Below are 21206 nucleotides of genomic sequence, written 5' to 3' on the forward strand. Positions count from 1 at the left end.
TCTCATACAAACATGAAAATAAAAAAAGAGGGCAAATTCCCCCTTTTGGTCTTATACATTCTGTATCTCTACTAACTTTGCAGTAATTGCATCACGCATATCTTTTGATATAGCCCTGTAGGACCTTCGATAGGATAGAATTGTGTCCAGTGTAACTTCCTCATATCCATAATGACTCTTAAGCTGCCACACCAAAGCTGCCAAGTGACGAAGCTGGTACTGTTCTTTAGTCTCAACAACTTGTTCTAGCACCTTTTGTGTTATGGGCAAATGTTGACTATAGTTCTTAATCCGACCACTTTCTGTTTTGTTTAGTGCCCCAATAATAGAATAGATGCCGACCCTTGTTCCAGGATTATTCTCAATTAACCCCCGTGCAACTTCACTAACTCGTTGAGAAAGCAATTCATCAACTTCATTCCAATCAAATCTATCAAACGACTTTGACACAGGTAACCGCTTTTCCAACCAAACCGTGTCATTCCTTTTTAACCATTCATATGCTGTTTTGCACTTCAGACAAATCTCATACCTGTTTAGACCCGGATTCTTATTAATTGTGGACTCAACTTTGATGCGGAAAGCATCCCTTTTAGGGCTTATTTGTTCCGCGGCGCATGCATGCTCCTCTATTCCTAATAGTAGATCGCTTTTTACTGCCTGCTTTACTGAATACACTGAACAGTACAACTGGCATGCTATTGTCTCCATGGAAAGCCCTCCATTACGATATAGCGCCACAATTTCGTTTTTCTTTGTTTCACTTGTAATTACTGCTCTAATGTTTTCCTTTATCCCTTTTTTCCTGTTCCAGTCCCTTACGTATTCATTACCACAGGTGGCACAATAGAACTTCCCAGTTACACCTCTGTATCTGTTGTCTACTCGACTACATTTCTGAATAACCATTTTATTGTAATCAGGGCAATACTTATTTGCACACGGCCATGGTCCCAGCCCAAAAGGTATTTCAGTTGCATAAGGGACGGAAGTACTAATGAAACTTTCAAGTGACCCTGCAATGAACCTGATTAATAAGAATAATATTGGTAAATTAATGACAAGAGAATCTCCCCAGAATACTCTTTCTAATGTATTCCGTTGAGCTATGTAATCCGCACTTAAACCTACACTCGCTAGCTCATCCGATGAATAATTTTCGAGAAAGTTCTGAGCCAGTAGTTGACGACGTGTTTTGCCATCTGTGGATACATATCCTCCTTTGAAAAGATGCTCAAGAAACTTTTGTCGGACAATACCTAAGCTCATCTGGTCATTGTACTTAAACAAAAATTCGAGATCTTCATGGATGTCTTCTTGCAAATGATCGCTAAAAGGTTCGGCGTCATTATCAATGACGTGCCCATGTTTGCAGTGTCCTTCCATAGCCGAATACCCCAGTGCCACACCGATCACTTTAATCTTGTTGCTTCTCTAATCAACCGACAACTTTTTGAAGCTAATTTCTCAATGAATGTTGGAGAGAAGATCAGCGGAGTAACTTCAGCGTTTCTAGAAAGCAACAATCCTTTTGAGGAATTTCTTCAAATAATTAAGTATGATGTAAAGACTGCAGAAATATCACAAAACAGACGTAGACGCAACAGTCTACAACTGCTGCTCGATAGGGGAATAATAAAAAATGGGGATCGCATTGTATTGTTACCCGTAAATAAACCCTCTGATCATTATCATAGCGAACTTATATCAAAGGCAACATTACTATTAGGCAATGGTAAACCTAAAGTTCAATGGGACTATGATAACAAAGAATATTCCATCTCTAGGCTAACACATATCATTCTTGTTGAAATAGCTCAACAAACTAACTTAGTAAACCATCATCTAAATGGAACACAATATTGGGTATTACAAGGAACAGTAGATTCGTTATTCTCTCTAGCAAACAATATCGATAAATTAAATAAGACCTGCTAGTAGCTCAGCCGTTTCACTTCATAAAGGGTAAGAAACAACTTTTTCACCTATACCTTCATATCACTTGGTAATCTATTATTTTGTTGGATAGAGACAGGTTTTTGACCTTCAATGATTCCTTGAATGCCTTCGCATTAATGTTGCTCTACCTTTACCTATGCAACGCTACTGCCCAGCTTTACCCACCGATTTTCTGCGTTTAATTACCTCCAAACGTTAAAATTCGCCTGGTAATAAAAGTTGATTTCCAGTTTCATCTATGACTGATACCATTTTTCAGTCACTTCAAATGCACGAATTTTAACCAATCCTCTGGTTTTCCATGTAAATAATCACAACAGAAAGTGGCTTAAACCCTTGTTACTGGAGTTTTAATTCGATCGTCAAGCCCCACTTAGATTGCTTTACATACGACGACCTCAATCGCTTCATGCAATCAGTTGATTTGCAAGACGAAATGCACTGGTAAAGAATAATTTGGAAGGATTTTGGACTATATCGTCGAATAGGATTACAAATTAGTTTATCATTTCTGCTAAGGAGGATAATTTTTTTGACACATAACTTACTTTCGGACATTCAACAAATGATCAATTTAGAACCGATGATCTTGTTTTTAGGAGATGAATTCGAACCTCGTCGGCATGCAGATATTAGCAAAATCGGGTGGAGTTGCGTCTTTACAACGCAGATGGACCCGCAGATTCTTAATATGTTTTCCAGCGAAAACAGAAAAGTACAACCGGTGTATTCCGCTTTGGACTTGAAGGATGTGGTTTGGAGCAAGACGCAGGTGCCATTGGTATGGCTGTTCGGCGATCCAGACTATAATCAAGATCGGAAATCATCCGAGATTGAAACCGAAGCCGAGAATATGTTCAACGTAATCAAGAACCGTCTCAAAGAATTCGGCCGCATGGCTTGCGTAGGCTTTGATCCTAATCACGAAGTTATTGGTGCGAAAGCGCTCAATAATCTTGCGTATACGCTGAAGAGACGTTCTCTCATCTATTTCTTGGAGTCGGACTACCGAATTACCGAGAATCGCCGATGCAAAGAAGCCATTGAAGACGGATTTGCGGTGTCATCCCCGGACAAGATTACGGATTTATATTCGAAATTCGCCGAAGAAGAATTCGAAGCCGATTATTTATTCGGCGACCTTGACGATTTCTATTCGAGAGATTCAAATAACGAAAAGAGAGTGTTCGTGGGCGGCCCGTCCTTTCCATTGAACTCGACGCAAGAGAAGGAAACGCTCTTTTATGTCAGCCGATTCGCCACTCTCTTGGACTACGATACGGTGGAGAAAAGCGTCGTAATCCCTCGAGAGATGCGAGGCAACTATTTTAAAAGTTTCTTAAAAAACAGCGCCGAAGGCGAACCGCTCTGGTATGGCTTCCGCGAAGAGTATCAATTTCACATTCATCGCTACTTCGAGGACGAGTTGTACGATGCGACGATAGGGATCTTGAAGGATGCCAACACAAGGGAACGAAAAGCCAAACCGATTATGCTATGCGGCCAGGCGTGCAGCGGAAAATCGAATGCATTGGGCGCTTTGGCCGTTCGGATTTTTAGGCAACAGCATTATCCCGTCATTTATATTAAGGATCCCAGTATAAGCTTTTCTTATGACTATTCGGACGAAACTGGATGGCAGGCTAATAGCCTGTTCAGTCATCTGGAAGATTTGGTCAGGATTCTAGAGGAGAAGACGGTTTCGGCGGTCCCAGTTCTCATCATCTGGGACTTAGCGGCCTATTCCCAGGAATCTCGAAAAAAGGCCGTGAAGCTCCTCAATGCATTGCGAAGCAGAGGAAGAAAGGTTCAAATCGTCTGCTCTTCTTATGAATTTACGAACCAAAAAAACGACGACGATTTTCGCATTATTAGCACCGACGTCAAGTTGAGAGAAGGTGAGCTCGAGAAAATCAAGGCTATTCTACATGAAAATGGCAGACTGAGTAAAGAGGAAGTTAATATTTTGATCGAGCGATACGGCGGGAATGAAAATTTTCTCGCTTCTTTATATATCATTGATGATATACGTTCGACCATTGGCGAGAAAGTGTTTCGGGAAGTCGATAAAGGAACCAGCCAACTCGTCGATCGAGTCATCGACTTTACTGAAAGCCAAGAAGCCGATATGTTCGAAAGCACGTTCGCTAACGCCATTAAGGCGGCATACGAGACTGCAGGCAAGAAGTTTGTCGGATTCGTCTGTGCTGACGACGTAACGGAGGAGGCGAGTCGGAAAGAAATCGACGAGAGGTTTCGAACCGTTATAGTAACTATTGCCATATGCACTTGGTATGGACAGAAGATGCCTTATATTCTTGCCCTACGAATGATGGGTGGATTTAACACGGGAAATAAAGCACTTCGGGATGCGATTTCCTCTGCAACGTTCCTATCCTACGAGCAAAACGACGACGATAACTGGGACAGTAGCATCAGCGTGAGAACCGAATTGGAGTCGAAGATTTTACTGGAGCAATTGGGTATCAACCCAACCCAAAAAGACGGGAAAGTACAAATACTGGATAATATCGTTTCGAATCTGCTAAGGTATGTGTCCTGTCATAATAACAGGGAATACTTGATGATTCGTAACATATTGCAGCTGATCGGTCCGAATAACAACGCCTTTAAGCAGAAATCGCTCTGGGAGGATGCTTACGAAAAATTCGACGAATTAATCGACGTATTGAAGGAGCGACGGGTAAAGGATCGAGACAATTCGTTAGTTCTGCAAGAGATTACGCTACGCAGGGAATATTGTTTAATGGTCCGCTGCACACTGATCAACGAGGAAAAGTTGGAAGCTTACAAAGAAGCGTTAGAGATCGCCGAACAGCAAATCAGGGAAAGAGAACAGCTAATCGTTAACTCTGTACATAGCCGCAGAATGGACTTGATAACGGCGCAGTTGAAGATTGAAAAGGCAAATTTGAACAACAGGATCTTCCAACTGCCTAAGACGGACGAAGCGTATCGCGGCATGCTGTTTGATGAGCTGTTCGATTCTTTGCAAGACGTACTTATCGCTTATCCTACTAATGGCTACGCCTACACCCCTATTTTGCATGCTGGTTTAAATCAACTTGAGCGTGCAAGGAAAGAGGACCTGGGGTATATCACTCGATCGTTGAGACAGATGTATATGGTTCTGGATTTGTTCCAAGCATCAGAAGACAGTTTTTCATATGAAAGCCGGGAAGAACTGAACTTGCTGAGGGCCAAAATCGGAATGAAAATGGATCAGCTACTCGAAAACGAAGACTACTTCAATCTATCGGTTGAGCAGAAAGAGCCGAACGGGATCTATTTGAAAGCATGTAATATTTTGCGTGACCTGGAAAAGAATGAGCAAGAAAAGTTCGACTACAACGAGCCGTTAAAGAAAAAAAGTCATCTGGCCGCTTGTGAGACGGTCATTGAATTGCTGGAGAAGTATTACGAAATCACGAATCAGGACCCTGCCTGCTTGTTTATGCATATCAACATCAAATGGTTGTATTATAACCGTTCCCCCTTGTTCGGGGAGAAGGAATGCCGTCCGACGCGTTTAAATGCACATCAGTGGCAGGAGCTTCTATCGTTATGCGAAAGCTACTTCAAGAACAGTAAAAATGTAAGGGATCGAATCCGGTATTTGACGGCGTTATGTAGCGCGCAGCTAGGGGATTTCAATTCGGCGAACGCTTATCTCAAGCCTTTCCTAGATTCGAGAGAACACGAGAAACGGGCGCTGCATTTGATCTGTGACGAAGATGGGGTGCCGTTGACTTATCATTCCAAATTTAAGTATGAATATGATGCAGTACATAAGCGCGGGTATATGGTGATTTACGACAAGAACGACAAGATGCAACAGAGGCCTTTGCTCGACCACGTCATTTATCGAGTTGAGAATATTCATTTTCCGGAAGAAATCCGTCGGGGTGGGATTATCCAAGATATCCAATTGTCCCTTTCCTATTCAGGTTTTCAGGCACATCGACGACGCGGCAGCTACAAGGAAATGGAGAGGGTTGAAGACTGATGAACGAGAGAGTGCTATTTTCTTCCATGAAGGTTCAGGAGATGAACGTTCTCGCTCAGAGCATTCATCCCAACCTATTGTTTTCCTATTATTACAACCCGAAGTTCTTCTTCAACCAAGACAGCGAAAAGGAGAGGTTTTGGCTTGCATTGACCAATGTGTATACGTTGTATTTTGACTGCAGCTCCTTTCTCTTTCGCGGGACGAACGGCGGTCTGTTGAGACATCTTTCGTTCTATTTATCGCAGCATGACGGCCAGATGCGTTGTGCACAAGATTTGCTGAAGTTTGTGTACGGCCTCCAAGAACTCAGAAGTTGGTATTGCCACAATATGCACGAAGAGCTGAATTACCAGATGGATCGGGTATATGGTTTGGGGAAGGATTTGAATGGCATATTCTTTGCAGACCCACTGCGGGTGAAGGAAGACAAAGTTGATTATAAGAACGCCTTGGCCTATTTAGAGAAACAAACGAATGAAATGATCTATTGTATGGAACGTGCCTTTACCCTGCTGAAGGAAGATTATGCGAAAGGCGACGCCAAAGCGCAAAGCATCGTCGAAAAGTGGAATGAAGAGATCATATACTGGTACGCCAATCAGCAGGACTTTTATAGTTCAGCAATACGCAAATATTACGATTATTTATATCATGATCTTTTTCGCAGGCGCCCGAACCGAAAGTATTTTAGCGCTTTCCAAAAAAAATGTTCCACTCTGATAGGGAGACCGACCAGAACGGAAGCATCGGCCCCGTCAGAATTGGAAACAAAACTGTTAAGTTATATACTAACCTCCAAGCAAGCCGTGAATCCAATTACCTATTTCATGGAAGTCTTGAATTTGCACCAAGATGATTTACGAAATTTCCTCTTTCAAGAAGCCACCTAATAATTGCGATATCCGTTTACTAAAGCGCTGGGCTTTAAAAGCCCGGTGCTTTTTTTATAAGTGACCAATCGATTCTAAGGACATTTTTTCGTATCTGACGATGTTTCACCGGACATGTACATAATATTAAATGTTTTTGTGAAGTAGCTCATATGAGGCTTTGATATCCGTCGTATTATGAGGTCAGCCAGTTTTTTGCTGGTTGACTTCTTTTATTTTGTGAGTATTAATTCGGTAGCCAGGGCAGATCGGTCGTTCTCCTGGGATTATAACCCGTAGCTAAACTGATCGCTGGGCACATGATAAAGCTGGAATCATAATAAATGCCGCAGCAAATAATCCTTCTCAGTAGATATCTATAGCAGAATTTAGTTACTATGACATTTTTCATTGATTTACTTCAATACCAAGAGCATCTTCCCCGCTTTCAAAAACCCCTCACCAACGTTTGATGATAATGACCATCTTAACTCCCATTGATTTCATAAGTGAACAGATCGAAATGCTAGATCAGCAAGTCGCTATACGGGTAGCCCCTTTCCATGATCACGTCGAACATTTAGGTTTGATTACTGGTATAGCCACTCGAATGGGCGGAACAAATTTTAGAGGAAAGCGAGATGAATATTAAAAAAACAGTTTCCAAGCTCTGCACATTTCTGTTCATGTTGGGGGACTAGTACTTGGACATTACGAAAGTGCAGGAAAAAGGAATTCAACCTAAGCCAAAAACGGAAAAAAATCTGAAATCTGCCTTAGTTGAAGCAGCCCATTCTTTTGCAGCCTCAAAAAACTATCTCGGTGCTATGTATAGACGCACGGCAGCACGAAAAGGAAAAAAACGAGCAGCCGTCAATGTGGCTCACGATATGTAAATATTCCCTTTTTTCTTATAACTCGTAACGAAATGTATGTAGACTCAGAAGAAGATTATTTTGACACACAAAAACAACAACCTATTGTTAAGTACGCAGTTCGACGACTAGAAAACTCAGGTTATTCTGTGACTATTTCAGAAGTCTCCTAATTCTTTAAAGAAACAAATACCTCTTTATTTTGCGCGCTTTGCCCTTTTAAAAAATGAATATGCTGCGTCTTCTTTAGTGTTATCTTTTTCAGTGACTGCAGTTTTAATTTCCATGGGAGTTTATCGCCACGATGGGGTCAAATAAACTTGATTTTTCAGTCTACACATTATTTTCACAGTACAATTGAACAGAACTCAAAAAAGTTAAAGTTAATATCGATTTATTTTCAACTTTATGAATTCAACTATTTCATCCTGATCACTTGCCTTTAATTTATCAAAATGAAGTAGCATATTTCCATCTTTTTCATTGATACTCCTAATTCCAAAAGCCCTATTTTGAGAACCTCTAGATCCTAGAAGAATCCAATCCACATCCACATCGAAACATTCAACAATTGCAAGCATGGTATCGACCGAAGGTTTATATTTGTCTTGTTCAAGCTCGCTAAGTGTTGCCTGCGATATTCCAATTCGATTAGAGAAATCAACTTGATTTATCTTATTCAACTTTCTAATCATTTTAATACGGCTGCCTATTGTTTCGATATGTATCACTCCTTAAAAAAATAGTCCCGATGAATGATAAAACTCATCGGGACTGACTTAGAGGTTCACGACATCTTTTACTGGTTCACGACTTTCTTTACTGGTTCATGACTTTTTTTACTGGTTCACGACTTTTATATCACCAGACATCAGGATCTTTTGGCTACCAAACCCTACTCAACCGTCACACTCTTCGCCAAATTCCTAGGCTTATCAACGTCATTCCCACGTGCCAACGACGCGTAGTAAGACAGCAACTGCAAAGGAATCACAGACAACGCAGGCGTCAACACATCCAACGTTTTTGGGATAATGAATGTGCTGTCAACTGATTTCTGCAGCTCCGTTTCACCTTCCACAGCAATACCCAATACGTTCGCGCCGCGTGCCTTCACTTCTTTAATGTTGCTCACCGTTTTCTCTAGCAGCTCATGCTGTGTCGCTAACGCAATCACCGGTATATCATCCTCGATCAACGCAAGCGTACCGTGTTTCAACTCTCCTGCAGCATACGCCTCCGAGTGAATGTAAGAGATCTCTTTCAGCTTCAAGGAGCCCTCAAGCGCTACCGCATAATCCAAACCTCTACCGATAAAGAATAGATTATCATGCTTCGCCATCTCTTCAGCAACAACTTTCAACGCTTCTGCTTGCTCTAGGATCTCGCTTACCTGTGCAGGCAATTCCTTCATCGCTGTAATCACTTCAGCAATTTCCTCAGACGTTTGTGTGTCCAATGTTTGCGCCAGGTGCAAGCCCAAGAGATAGAACGCGATCAATTGCGACGTGTACGCTTTCGTCGAAGCTACCGCAATCTCCGGTCCTGCCCACGTTGTAATAATATCGTTCGCCTCACGCGCAACAGAACTTCCTACAACATTCGTAATCGCCAACACGTGTGCTCCGCAACGTTTTGCTTCACGAAGTGCTGCCAACGTATCTGCCGTTTCACCGGATTGGCTCACGACAATCACAAGCGTATCCTTTGTGATAATCGGGGAACGATAACGATATTCAGACGCTACATCCGTTTCCACCGGAATACGCGCCATTTTCTCAATCACATACTTCCCGACCATACCAGCATGGAATGCTGTTCCACAAGCTACGATATGCACGCGGCTGATGTTGCGGATTGCCTCAGGCGTAATCGTAAGCTCGTTCAGCGTCACACTCTTACCGTCAGTCGAAATACGACTTCCCATCGTGTCACGGTATGCTTTCGGTTGGTCATAGATTTCTTTCAACATGAAATGATCAAATCCGGCTTTTTCCGCCGTAACAATGTCCCAATCGACATGGAACATTTCCCTGGAAATAAAATTCCCCTCTAACGTCATTAATTCGACAGCATCCCGCGTCAATAGCGCCATTTCGCCATCATTTAGAATGAACACATTGCGTGTATACTCTAGAATCGCTGGAATATCTGAACCAATGAAGTTCTCGCCTTCGCCAATCCCGATAATAAGCGGGCTAGCTTGACGCACAGCAACGAGGCGGTCTGGTTCGAACTCTGTCAAAACACCAAGCGCAAACGCACCTGTCATGTGCTTCACGGCTTTCTGAACCGCTTTGAGGATATCTCCCTCGTACAAACTTGCGATCAAATGCGAAATAACCTCTGTATCCGTCTCCGATACGAAAACATGGCCTTTCGCGATTAGTTCTTCTTTCAGCGTAATATAATTCTCAATAATCCCGTTATGCACAACGGAGAATTTCAAAGAATTATCGGTATGTGGATGCGAATTCACGTCCGAAGGCTTACCATGTGTCGCCCAACGTGTGTGCCCGATGCCAACGCTTCCGTTCAACGGCGTTTCACCAAGCTTCGACTCCAAGTTCGCAATACGGCCTTTGGCCTTCTTAATTTGCAATCCATCAGCCGTATACACCGCTACCCCAGCAGAATCATAGCCTCTGTACTCTAGCTTTTTAAGGCCATCCAATAGAATCTCCTGAGAATTACGCTTTCCAATATAACCAACAATACCGCACATAGTTACAACCTCCAAATTTGTATAAGCCTCTTCTAGAAGGGCTGTTTGTCAAGGATCTGATTTTCAATCAGTCATAAATCATAATGAAATAAACCATCTATAAGGGCGTTCTTTACGTGTAAAATTTAATAAATCGTTAATAGATGTTGGATCCTTGTCTGCCCGGTCGCCCGAACGATTTTGCTCTCCAACTTAACGGCACTCCTCGTGCCGGAAGGTCCCCGCCGAATGTTTCGAACACCTTCACCTCGTCAACTCACCGCGTAGTAGTAAGCCTATAAAGCCTACATTCCCGTCCCGCATGCGAGTTCTGGCGCTATTTGTTACAAATAACCTCTGCCCTGCCTTTCCTTCTTGAGTAACTTCATCATATGCATTTTAACCCAGCATTGCAACTTGTTTTTGGCATACTTGATCCCCCATCTCGCCTTATTCCAGCAAAAATGAGGGACTAGCAGCCTATTATTATACCAGTTGCTCTTGAATAACCTTCGCAATATCGTGAACATATGCTTCTACTTGCTCTTTGTCTGGGCCTTCCGCCATAACACGAATCAAGGACTCTGTACCTGAAGGACGAACCAACACACGGCCGTTATCTCCAAGCTCATCTTCCACTTTACGGATTGCTTCTTCGATCACCGCATTGTCCTTCAACTTACTTTTATCCGCTACACGGATGTTGACAAGCAATTGCGGGAATTTACGCATAATCCCTTTCAAATCACTCAGCTTACGCCCCGATTCAACTAGCGTATTCACCAGTTGCAACGCAGTCAGAATGCCATCTCCTGTTGAGATGTAGTCTAGGAATATAACATGACCAGACTGCTCCCCGCCTAGATTGTAGCCGCCTTTACGCATTTCTTCCATCACGTAACGATCGCCTACAGCCGTTTGCAGAGCCTTCAAGCCCGCTTTTTCAATGCCTTTGAAAAAACCAATATTCGCCATCACCGTCGTCACAATGGTGCCGTGGTTCAGCTTTCCTTTGCGATTCAGCGCATCGCCAAGAATGCTCAAGATGAAGTCGCCGTCGACTTCATCGCCCTTCTCATCGATCGCGATCAGACGATCCGCGTCGCCGTCAAAAGCCAACCCGATGGCTGCGCCATGCTTAACCACCTCGGCGCGTAGCGTCTCTGGGTGGGTGGATCCGCAATCATCGTTGATGTTGCGCCCATTCGGCTCCGCGCCGATGGTGATCACTTCCGCTCCGAGCTCGCGGAAAATCAAAGGCGCCAGCTCATAGGCTGAGCCATTCGCACAATCAAGAACAACCTTCACGCCGGCGAAGGACGCAGACACCGTCTCCTTCAAGAACGCCGTATAAGCGTACTTCGCATCCGGCTGATCCGAAACCGTACCAATCTCGCCGCCAACTGGGCGAGGCAGTTCATCTACAGCTGCATCCAGCAGCTGTTCAATCTCAAGCTCCGTCTCATCCAATAGCTTGAAGCCGTCGCCTCCAAAGAACTTAATCCCGTTGTCCTCAACCGGATTATGAGAAGCGGAGATCATAACGCCCGCGTCTGCGCCTAGCTCCTTCGTCAAATAAGCAACCGCTGGCGTACTCACCACACCAATACGAATCACCTCAACACCAATCGATAACAATCCTGCTACAAGGGACGCTTCCAGCATCGGCCCCGAAATACGTGTATCTCTCCCGATCACGACTTTCGGATGCTTCGCTTGTCTTGTTAACACATACCCGCCGCAGCGACCTACCTTATAAGCCAATTCTGGTGTGAGTTCGCCATTCGCGACGCCGCGCACACCATCTGTACCAAAATATTTCCCCATTTTTGTATTCTCCTCTTTCTCTATTCCCCATTATGGATTTGCTGCTTTAACATTTTTCTCGCTGATTTCTACGATCGCCTTCACTTCTTGTGGAAGCCCTAGTTTCACGAAAGTAGGCATATTTAAAGTTACTTTCAATTCATGCTTACCAGGCGGCAAATTACTAACATCTAGTATCGCTTGAATATCTTGAACTTTCAATTGATCAATAATGGCAGGAGCACCTTCTACCGTAATATTCAAGGTAGCCGACGCTGGCTGCGTTACTTTGGTTTCGTAATTTTCATTGGAACCAATAATCGTAATCGGTACGTTCTCTACAGCTTTCGTGATCGAAGGCACAACTTCAACATGGACCGTCACCTTCGCAGGATCTAATTGTGTTACTTTATTCCTGAGAGGAATGTCCAGTGCAAAGTCCTTCGTTTCCTTCACATCCTGCAGACTAAGCTGCGGTCCTTGATAAAATTCCATGCGGTCTACAATATCCTGTGCACCGTATACGGTCACCTTATCAGGGGTTTGTGTAATCATCGCGATGGCAAAACCTGCAGGAGGTTCACCGCTTACTTTGATCTGCAACGGAATCGTTTGGAACGGGCTTGTGATAGGCACCTCGACATCGACCACCGAAGGGTTAATGTTAAGGGTTACTTCTTTGCCTTCCTTGTCAAAAGCCTGCAATCTGACCTGCTTCGTTACTGCTGATTGAGCTTTATCCACAGATACCTCGCCGCGGACATTCTCAATCTGATCGAGTTTACTCGTTTGTGCCGTAATGTACACTTTACCTGGCTTCACAATAGGTTGTCCCGCTTTGAGGCCTGCTGCAGGCGTTCCTTTGACATTAATGACGACAGGCACCTCTTTCATCTGCAGCTCTTCAATCATGACGTGGACCGTTCTAGGAACGATCTCCACATCGACATCCGATGGTATTCCGACCGGTGCTAGGGTAACCTGATGGTCGCCTTTGCCAACCTGCGTCAAATCCAGCTGAATCTGATAGGTATTGCTAGCCGTCACTTTCTTAACGGACGATTCCTTCCCCTTCAGAATCACCTGTACATTCGCAGGATTCATCGACGAGATGAAGTAGTGCGTCTCATCATATTTGGTTGTGATCGAGACGTTATTAATCGTTTCCACTCGCTCGCGCAGCGCTGTGTTCCCGGATATATTTGTTTCTTCCATATGGACGACTACCCACAGCAGTATCCCGACAACAAGCGCAACGATCCGTACCACGTTTGTATTGCGTAACCATTTATCCATTCGAACGCCCTCCCCACCATTTCATGAAAGGGTTCTTCTCATTTGTTTTCGCTTTTGGCTTCAACTCTTCAAAAAGCTTAGAAATCAACGATTCCTCTTTAATATCCCGTACGATATGGCCATTCATGGTTAGTGAAATTTGACCTGTCTCTTCCGAAACAATTACACACATCGCATCCGAAACTTCACTCATACCAATGGCTGCACGATGCCGAGTCCCCAGTTCCTTCGAAATAAACGGATTTTCAGACAGAGGCAAATAACACCCCGCGGCCATCAACTGCCCTTGCCGAATAATAACTGCGCCATCATGAAGAGGGGTATTTGGGATAAAAATATTAATTAACAGCTCTCCGCTGATTTTGCTCTCTATTGCAATACCGGATTCGACATAGTCGGTTAGTCCCGTATCTTTCTCAAAAACAATTAAGGCTCCAATTTTACGTTTGGCCAAATAATTCGCAGCCCGAATCACTTCGCTGATTCTTTTGTTCACATCTTGATCTTCTTCTGATGAAGATCTACTGCCGAATATCTTACCTCGACCTAATTGCTCCAAGGCTCTTCTTAGCTCTGGCTGGAAAATAATGATAACCCCAAGTACCCCGAACGTAAAGGCTTGATTCACCATCCATTGCAGTGTACTTAACTGGAACCAAATACTAATGACCCAGGTAATGACGACCACGAGGATACCCTTCATCAATTGAATAGCCCTTGTCCCACGCACCACTAGGATCAATTTATAAATCACATAGCTAACGATGAGTATATCGACAATATCCTTAGCCGAGATGCTCGTGAGCAAATCCATTGTATTCTCCCCCAGGCGACTAAACAAAGTTCTCTCTATATAGGAATCATAACATAAAGCTAAGTATACTTCTATTTATCTAGACTCATCGCACGAGAATTGGTTCATTTTTCCTATGTAAAAAAAGAAGAAAGCCCCCTATAGTCTCAGCTATAAGGGGACATTCCGTTATGGCGTGATTTTACCTACGAATTCACCTAATTTGTACCAGACCCAGCTCAAAGCTTCATCGACTTGTTTGACTTCTCCAGATATGTGCGCCGTAGAGGCTAGGTTGACTGAACCATCAATAACGACGACATTCCCCGTTACATCGCCTTCAACCTTCAATTCCCCGCGTTTGACCACAAGATCACCATTTACGGTATGTCCTTGCGGCACAATCACGGTATCCCCTTGAATCACGACATCCTGAAGGTTACTTCCCTGTACCATAAGATTCTGATCGTCATCCCACATCGATACGAAGCTTCCGAACATGACCGTTCCAAAAACCACAGCAACCGAAACAGCAGGGTGTCTGCGAATCCAATCTGTCCAGGTATTCTTCTTTTTCATCGGTGGTAAGCCGCTCATGATCTGTGCAGTTAACGTATCAGGTACTGGAATGGAGGGCAGCATTCTAACCAAAGCGTCCGTTTTCTCTAGTTGTTTGAAAGTGTTATGACATGCCTGACAGGCTATCAAATGTTCTTTCAAAGGTAGAGCATCCGTCTTTGGTAAATCACCGTCGAGATATTCATGTATGAGCGGGAGGGCTTCTTTACAATTCACGTTTGTAGCCACCCCTTTCTTCAAATGTTAGAACTTATGTTTTCTCATAAGTAAGCTAAATTTCTAGATAAACGCACACGTCCATATAGAACGGTGTAGCCGTTTATTTGTGGACTTTAGCATGTTGTGATATACCATACGTTTCGATTTCAAATATGTTTCAGATTCGAACAGGATTTGTACTAACAACTTGTTCCTCCTGCTCCAATCTTTTTCGTAGGTACTCCCGTCCCCTGTGGACACGCGTCTTAATTGTGGTAACGGGCATGTCGAGAACATCACTAATTTCTTGTAGTGACATATCGTGCAAATACCTGAGAATAACAACCGATTTATATTTCTCTGGCAGCGTCTCAATGGCTCGGTGAATCTGCGCCTGCGTTTCGGAGACAATCAGTTGTTTCTCTGGCGTATCCTCATCGCTAGGCAGCATCGCATAATAATCATTGCCTTCACCATCCGTCATTTCCGCATCCAGCGAATACGTTTGCTTTCTTCGTCGCAGCTTATCAATACATAAGTTTGTCCCGATTCGAAAAATCCACGTCGAAAACTTCTGATTCTCATCATATCGATGTAAATTCGTATACACGCGCAGGAACGTTTCCTGCACAGCATCTTCGGCTTCTTGCTTGTTATTCAGCATGCGGTAAGCCAAGTGAAAGATCTTGTCTTTATAGAGCTCCACGAGCTCTGCAAAAGCATTGCGATCCCCATTACTGGCCAGCTTAGCCAGTCGTGCTTCAACAAAGTTCAATTGGTTTTCCTCCGGCTTCTCGACAATTCAACATCCATTTATTGATAATAAAATTCCCTCTTCTACTATATACGTCAGAAATCACGATTTGTATTCAGAAATTATAATTCCACCTAGAATCAGGGCCATGCCTCCCCATTGTAGCCCGGTAATCGGTTCTCCGATGAGCAGATATGCTGCAAGAATAGCCACTGGAAGCTCTACGGATCCGAGCATAGCAGCGAGTGCACTTCCGATCTTGGGAATTCCGATATTAAAGGAAACAGTCGGTACAACTTGTCCTAGAAACCCTAGAAGCAATCCCCATAACAACAGCATGCCACCATTATCATCAACAAAAACCGTAGGCGGATACAAGATAAATATAATCGGCAGCGCAGCTGTCAGCATGATTGCAGAATTCATGAGCGGAGGAAGTGAACTTACGACTTGTCCCGTGAAAAACAGAAAAATACTATACGCTAACGCAGATAGAAGTCCATATAGTATACCCAGAATACTGAGCTCTCCCCAGTTGGTATCAAACACATTCACCGCAAGGATCGTCCCTGCCAATATTAGCGCAATCGCAATTCCTTCCATTCGCTTAGGCAATCTCCGTTTCACGATACAATCCATAGCAATCGTCATCCACGTAAATTGAAAAAGTAAAATAATGCATAAGGAAGCGTCTAACTCTTGCAGCGCAATATTATAAACAACTGTCGTTAACGACAGTCCGAATATCCCAATCAACCCAAGCTTAATCCAAGGACCCTTAAAGGGATTAACCCACGACTCCTTGTGAAAAAGAATCAATACCCATACAAATACAGTTCCCATTGTCATCTGAGCAGGTGTAATTTGTCCATCCGTAAAACCTTGATCATAAGCCATTTTAATAAATGAAGACAGCAAACCATAGCTTGAAGCCCCAATAAGGACAAGGACTATTGCCAACCATCGCCCCATGCTACCGCGCACCTCCTGACTTGGGCAATTCCCGTAATTACAGGAAAAGCCGAGCTGCCTGCATTGCTGCAAGCCCCCGACTTTATCATCCTGTTGGTTTTCTTATGTTGTCGTACGGATCAGCCCGTATTCCGAAGTCCCGCGGCAATCCCGTTAATTGTAAGTAATACTTCACGAAGCAGAATCGCATCGTCTTCATTGTTTTCTCTTAGTGCACGCAGTTCCGTAAGCAGCTCAACCTGCATGTAACTAAGCGGATCCACGTATGGATTACGCAATTTAATGGATTCTTGAATGACAGGAACATTATCCAGAATCTCTTGCTGACCTGTAATTTGCAAAATAATCGAGGACGTCAATGCATACTCGTCTCTGATCAGATTGAAAATACGCTCTGCAATCGCGGATTCCTTCACCAAGCTGCCGTACTCCTTCGCGATAAGAAGATCTGCCTTTGCCAATGCCATTTGCAGATTATCAATCATCGTCCTGAAGAATGACCAATCCTCATACATCTCTTTGAGGACCGCTAGGTTACTTTCATTGCCTTGAGCGAAGCTCTGCAAGCCTGTACCTGCTGCGTACCATGCTGGTAGCAGGTATCTCGTTTGCGTCCATGAGAATACCCAAGGAATCGCACGCAAATCCTCGAACTTATCGCTATTTTTACGCTTGGATGGACGGGAACCGATATTCAGCTCACCAATCTCCGGAAGCGGTGTGGATTCTTTGAAGAATGTTAAGAAATCTTCGTCTCTGAAAATAAGATCTTGATACTTCGTTTGTGCTTGCTCCGAAATACCACGCATAATATTTTCCCACTTATCTTCGAGCGGGTGTCTTTGTGGCGAACGGGACAGCTTCGATGCTGTAATCAAAGCAAACGTCGCCTGTTCCAAGCTACGGTAAGCAATCCCTTGCAGGGAATAACGGGAAGATAGTACTTCACCTTGCTCCGTAATCTTGATGCCGCCGCCAAGCGTTTCAACCGGTTGCGCTAGAATGCTTCGGTTCAATGGCATACCGCCACGACCCAAAGCGCCACCACGACCATGGAAGAACTTCAACTTCACGCCGAATTTCTTCGCTGCTTCAGTTATATCTTGAAGCGCCATACGAAGCTCCCAGTTCGCTGTAATCACACCACCGTCTTTATTACTGTCAGAGTAGCCCAGCATAATTTCGTGCAATGGGTTTTCAGCATCCAGGCTTGCTCGATAAGCAGGGATCGCTAGCAAAGTGCTCATGATACCAGGAGCCGCATGCAAGTCGTCAATCGTTTCAAAAAGAGGAACAGACTGAACGGTACTCGTAACAGTTCCGTCGCTCTCTCTGCGGTATAAGCCCGCCTCTTTGGCAAACACAACCACCTCAAGCATGTCACTTGCACCTTGCGTCATCGAAATCAAGTAACTATTAATACAGTTACGTCCAAATTCCTTCTGCGCTTTGCCTACTGTACGATACACGTCTAAACATTCTTTCGTACCATCCGTGTAGTCTAAGTACGTAGAAGTGATAGGACGTGGATCATTCAAAACATTCGTGAGCAATGAAATTTTCTCATCTTCCGAAAGCTTGCTATAATCCGGTGTAATGCCCATTTTCGCCAAAATTTCAGTCATCGCATTCTCATGCTCTTTACTATGCTGTCTGATATCTAGAGCAGCTAAGTGGAAACCAAATAACTCAACTTGACGTATTAACTTCTTAATATATTTATCAGCCACATAGTCTGCAAAGTGCGAACGCAAACTAGCTTCCATAACTTGCAAGTCTTGAATAAACTCTTCAGGGCTGTTGTACTTCTGTGTAGAAGATACACTAGCGTTACCCGTGTTATGAATCTTCTCGATCATGTAAGTTGTTTTGATTCGGTATGGTTCTTTCTCATTACGCCAAACATCCTGGACATTCCCCATCGCTTCACGATCACATTGGATCGAATCGATTAGAGCCTCGCTCACATTCACAATGTTCTTACTAAAGCTCATGTGTGCTAAGGATTCTCTCAGAATTTCTTCATACTTTTGCAAAGCCAATTGACGGTGCAGACCAAGCGTCTCCCACGTCACATTCGCTCTAACAGATGGATTTCCGTCACGGTCTCCACCTATCCACGAACCAAATTTCAAGAAGGATGGCACATGCCATTTGTCTTCAGGGTAGTATTTATTTAAACAACGCTCAAGCTCATGATAAACTTCTGGCAGTACGTCGAATAGCGTCTCGTCAAAATAGTACAGTCCGTTACGCACTTCGTCGATTACCGTCGGTTTACGATCACGCAGCTCATCGGTTTGCCACAAATTAAGCACTTCACCTAACAGCTTCTCGCGCAATTGTTCACGCTCGCGGTACGTTAAGTTAGGGTTGTCCAGCTTCATCATATCGTCAGAAATGCGCAGATTAATATCAAGCACGGCACGACGCATAGCTTCCGTTGGATGAGCCGTCATAACGAGCTCTAGAGAGATAGCTTTAAGAATTTCCTGTACCTCGGAATACGGAACATTCGTACTCTTCAGCTCTTGTACGATGCTCTCAATCGAACCTGGTTGTACTGATTCCCCTGATGAGCGCTCGTAGTCACGTTTACGGCGAATACGATGGTTTTGTTCAGCAATATTAACTAGTTGGAAATATATAGCGAAAGCGCGTATCACTTGATGGCGAATTTCCGGATCTAGTGAAGATATCGTTTTCTTAAATTCATCGTAGATCTCAACGACATAGTGTGCTCTTAACGACTTGCTCATTTCGCGAATGCGTTCAACAACATCCAGCAGATCACTTCCGCCCTGATGTACAAGAACTTCGCCTAGTATGTGTCCAAGAAACCGAATATCTCTACGCAGCAGGTTATTCGTACTTTGTTTTTGTTGGACGATCTCACTCTCTACCATGATTCTCCACCTCATCTATTCACTATGATGCATTAATGCTTCTCTCTGCAAAAGCTAGTTGCTATAAAAACTCATTTCAGAATATTTTACCACAATCTGACCGCAACACATAGTATTAAAATAAAAAAACCGTACGTTTTTCGGTGGTAATTAATGTATTGATAAGATTCTACGATGTTTTAATTCGTATTATTTCCTAATTAGAAGGAGTTAGACGGTATATGGAGACATTCATTTCATGTGCAAAAAATCATTGCTTCTATCACGAAGAACCCAATCTTTCGTTCCTGTCTATGGATAAAAGAAAAAGCCACCCGAAGGTGGCTCTATCTTATAAGCGGGCGGCGGGAATCGAACCCGCGCGATCAGCTTGGAAGGCTGAAGTTCTACCATTAAACTACGCCCGCGTAGTTTAGAAAAATGATCGGGACGACACGATTTGAACATGCGACCCCCTGCTCCCAAAGCAGGTGCTCTACCAAGCTGAGCTACGTCCCGATACGTTTATAACTTATAATGAAGAATGGCGCGCCCTGAGAGATTCGAACTCCCGACCTTTTGATTCGTAGTCAAATACTCTATCCAGCTGAGCTAAGGGCGCATAATACTTTGGAGCGGAAGACGGGGATCGAACCCGCGACCCTCGCCTTGGCAAGGCGATGCTCTACCGCTGAGCCACTTCCGCAGGGTACCTCAGTTGTATGAATACAAGTGAGGATTTTATGCGCGTAGAGGGACTTGAACCCCCACGGTCACCCGCTAGATCCTAAGTCTAGTGCGTCTGCCAATTCCGCCATACGCGCATGTAATAAATAAGGCAAATGGTGAGTCATGTAGGATTCGAACCTACGACACCCTGATTAAAAGTCAGGTGCTCTACCAACTGAGCTAATGACTCATGTGTTATGAAAAAAATGGCTGGGGATCAAGGATTTGAACCTTGGCATGACGGAGTCAAAGTCCGTTGCCTTACCGCTTGGCTAATCCCCAATAGAAACATGCCGTCGAGAGGACTTGAACCCCCAACCTACTGATTACAAGTCAGTTGCTCTACCAGTTGAGCTACAACGGCATATGAAGTTAATGGTGGAGGCTGACGGGATCGAACCGCCGACCCTCTGCTTGTAAGGCAGATGCTCTCCCAGCTGAGCTAAGCCTCCATGGGATAAAGAACTAGTGGTGACCCGTAGGGGACTCGAACCCCTGTTACCTCCGTGAAAGGGAGGTGTCTTAACCACTTGACCAACGGGCCTTATGAAATGTATAACTGGAGCTTCCAACCGGAATCGAACCGGTGACCTCATCCTTACCATGGATGCACTCTACCGACTGAGCTATGGAAGCAATGGCTCCCCGAACAGGACTCGAACCTGTGACAACTCGATTAACAGTCGAGTGCTCTACCAACTGAGCTATCAGGGAACAATGCTTGGCAACGTTCTACTCTCCCAGAACCCTGCGGTTC

The 21206-nt window shown here is 44.0% G+C and carries 14 protein-coding genes and 12 tRNA genes; 4 read left to right on the forward strand and 22 right to left on the reverse strand.

Going from position 1 to position 21206, the window contains the following annotated elements; translation table 11 throughout:
* Nucleotides 1–51: 51 nt before the first annotated feature.
* Nucleotides 52–1416: a TnsD family Tn7-like transposition protein gene (locus HQN88_RS32070; protein WP_173119972.1), complete on the reverse strand. Its 1365-nt coding sequence runs from the start codon at nucleotides 1414–1416 to the stop codon at nucleotides 52–54.
* A gap of 54 nt (nucleotides 1417–1470) precedes the next feature.
* Between HQN88_RS32070 and HQN88_RS32075 the strand changes: the two genes are divergently transcribed.
* The 4 genes from HQN88_RS32075 to HQN88_RS32090 all read left to right on the forward strand — a co-directional run bounded on the left by HQN88_RS32075 (nucleotide 1471) and on the right by HQN88_RS32090 (nucleotide 7754).
* Nucleotides 1471–1938, forward strand: a complete 468-nt coding sequence (locus tag HQN88_RS32075; RefSeq protein WP_173119974.1) for a hypothetical protein — start codon at nucleotides 1471–1473, stop codon at nucleotides 1936–1938.
* A gap of 553 nt (nucleotides 1939–2491) precedes the next feature.
* On the forward strand, nucleotides 2492–5986 hold the full coding sequence (locus HQN88_RS32080) for a hypothetical protein (protein WP_173119976.1): 3495 nt from the start codon (nucleotides 2492–2494) through the stop codon (nucleotides 5984–5986).
* Nucleotides 5986–6879, forward strand: a complete 894-nt coding sequence (locus HQN88_RS32085) for a hypothetical protein (RefSeq protein WP_173119978.1) — start codon at nucleotides 5986–5988, stop codon at nucleotides 6877–6879. Before HQN88_RS32080 ends, HQN88_RS32085 begins: the two co-directional genes overlap by 1 nt.
* A 683-nt stretch (nucleotides 6880–7562) precedes the next feature.
* A complete protein-coding gene (locus HQN88_RS32090; RefSeq protein WP_173119980.1) occupies nucleotides 7563–7754 on the forward strand; it encodes a hypothetical protein in 192 nt (63 codons plus the stop codon).
* A 362-nt stretch (nucleotides 7755–8116) separates the two neighbouring features.
* On the opposite strand, the gene HQN88_RS32095 is transcribed toward HQN88_RS32090, so the two are convergent.
* The 21 genes from HQN88_RS32095 to HQN88_RS32195 form a co-directional block, all read right to left on the reverse strand.
* Entirely contained in the window at nucleotides 8117–8464 is a 348-nt protein-coding gene (locus tag HQN88_RS32095) for a helix-turn-helix domain-containing protein (RefSeq protein ID WP_274318812.1), read from the reverse strand.
* 164 nt (nucleotides 8465–8628) lie between these two features.
* Nucleotides 8629–10458, reverse strand: coding sequence for a glutamine--fructose-6-phosphate transaminase (isomerizing) (gene glmS / locus HQN88_RS32100; RefSeq protein ID WP_173119982.1), 1830 nt, complete (start codon nucleotides 10456–10458; stop codon nucleotides 8629–8631).
* 465 nt (nucleotides 10459–10923) lie between these two features.
* Entirely contained in the window at nucleotides 10924–12264 is a 1341-nt protein-coding gene (gene glmM / locus HQN88_RS32105; RefSeq protein WP_173119984.1) for a phosphoglucosamine mutase, read from the reverse strand.
* 30 nt (nucleotides 12265–12294) lie between these two features.
* Nucleotides 12295–13539: a CdaR family protein gene (locus HQN88_RS32110; RefSeq protein WP_173119986.1), complete on the reverse strand. Its 1245-nt coding sequence runs from the start codon at nucleotides 13537–13539 to the stop codon at nucleotides 12295–12297.
* Complete coding sequence (cdaA, locus tag HQN88_RS32115; RefSeq protein WP_173119988.1) at nucleotides 13532–14353, reverse strand: diadenylate cyclase CdaA; 822 nt, start codon at nucleotides 14351–14353, stop codon at nucleotides 13532–13534. Before cdaA ends, HQN88_RS32110 begins: the two co-directional genes overlap by 8 nt.
* A gap of 168 nt (nucleotides 14354–14521) precedes the next feature.
* Complete coding sequence (locus HQN88_RS32120; protein ID WP_173119990.1) at nucleotides 14522–15127, reverse strand: zf-HC2 domain-containing protein; 606 nt, start codon at nucleotides 15125–15127, stop codon at nucleotides 14522–14524.
* Between the two features lie 160 nt (nucleotides 15128–15287).
* Complete coding sequence (gene sigW, locus HQN88_RS32125; protein WP_056618187.1) at nucleotides 15288–15884, reverse strand: RNA polymerase sigma factor SigW; 597 nt, start codon at nucleotides 15882–15884, stop codon at nucleotides 15288–15290.
* Nucleotides 15885–15965: 81 nt separating this feature from the next.
* Nucleotides 15966–16835, reverse strand: a complete 870-nt coding sequence (locus HQN88_RS32130) for a DMT family transporter (protein ID WP_173119992.1) — start codon at nucleotides 16833–16835, stop codon at nucleotides 15966–15968.
* 119 nt (nucleotides 16836–16954) lie between these two features.
* Nucleotides 16955–19741: a phosphoenolpyruvate carboxylase gene (ppc, locus tag HQN88_RS32135; protein ID WP_173119994.1), complete on the reverse strand. Its 2787-nt coding sequence runs from the start codon at nucleotides 19739–19741 to the stop codon at nucleotides 16955–16957.
* Nucleotides 19742–20077: 336 nt separating this feature from the next.
* Nucleotides 20078–20148, reverse strand: a tRNA-Gly gene (locus HQN88_RS32140).
* A 17-nt stretch (nucleotides 20149–20165) separates the two neighbouring features.
* Nucleotides 20166–20239, reverse strand: a tRNA-Pro gene (locus HQN88_RS32145).
* Nucleotides 20240–20265: 26 nt separating this feature from the next.
* Nucleotides 20266–20342 (reverse strand) — tRNA-Arg (locus HQN88_RS32150).
* A 9-nt stretch (nucleotides 20343–20351) separates the two neighbouring features.
* Nucleotides 20352–20426 (reverse strand) — tRNA-Gly (locus HQN88_RS32155).
* Nucleotides 20427–20464: 38 nt separating this feature from the next.
* A tRNA-Leu gene (locus HQN88_RS32160) sits at nucleotides 20465–20544 on the reverse strand.
* A gap of 19 nt (nucleotides 20545–20563) precedes the next feature.
* Nucleotides 20564–20639 (reverse strand) — tRNA-Lys (locus tag HQN88_RS32165).
* Between the two features lie 17 nt (nucleotides 20640–20656).
* Nucleotides 20657–20731, reverse strand: a tRNA-Gln gene (locus HQN88_RS32170).
* A gap of 9 nt (nucleotides 20732–20740) precedes the next feature.
* Nucleotides 20741–20813: transfer RNA gene (locus HQN88_RS32175), tRNA-Thr, on the reverse strand.
* 12 nt (nucleotides 20814–20825) lie between these two features.
* A tRNA-Val gene (locus HQN88_RS32180) sits at nucleotides 20826–20901 on the reverse strand.
* A gap of 17 nt (nucleotides 20902–20918) precedes the next feature.
* Nucleotides 20919–20993, reverse strand: a tRNA-Glu gene (locus HQN88_RS32185).
* 16 nt (nucleotides 20994–21009) lie between these two features.
* Nucleotides 21010–21085 (reverse strand) — tRNA-Thr (locus HQN88_RS32190).
* Nucleotides 21086–21087: 2 nt separating this feature from the next.
* A tRNA-Asn gene (locus HQN88_RS32195) sits at nucleotides 21088–21163 on the reverse strand.
* Nucleotides 21164–21206 lie beyond the last annotated feature (43 nt).

Source organism: Paenibacillus qinlingensis, from assembly GCF_013204845.1.
Classification (GTDB): domain Bacteria; phylum Bacillota; class Bacilli; order Paenibacillales; family NBRC-103111; genus Paenibacillus_E; species Paenibacillus_E qinlingensis.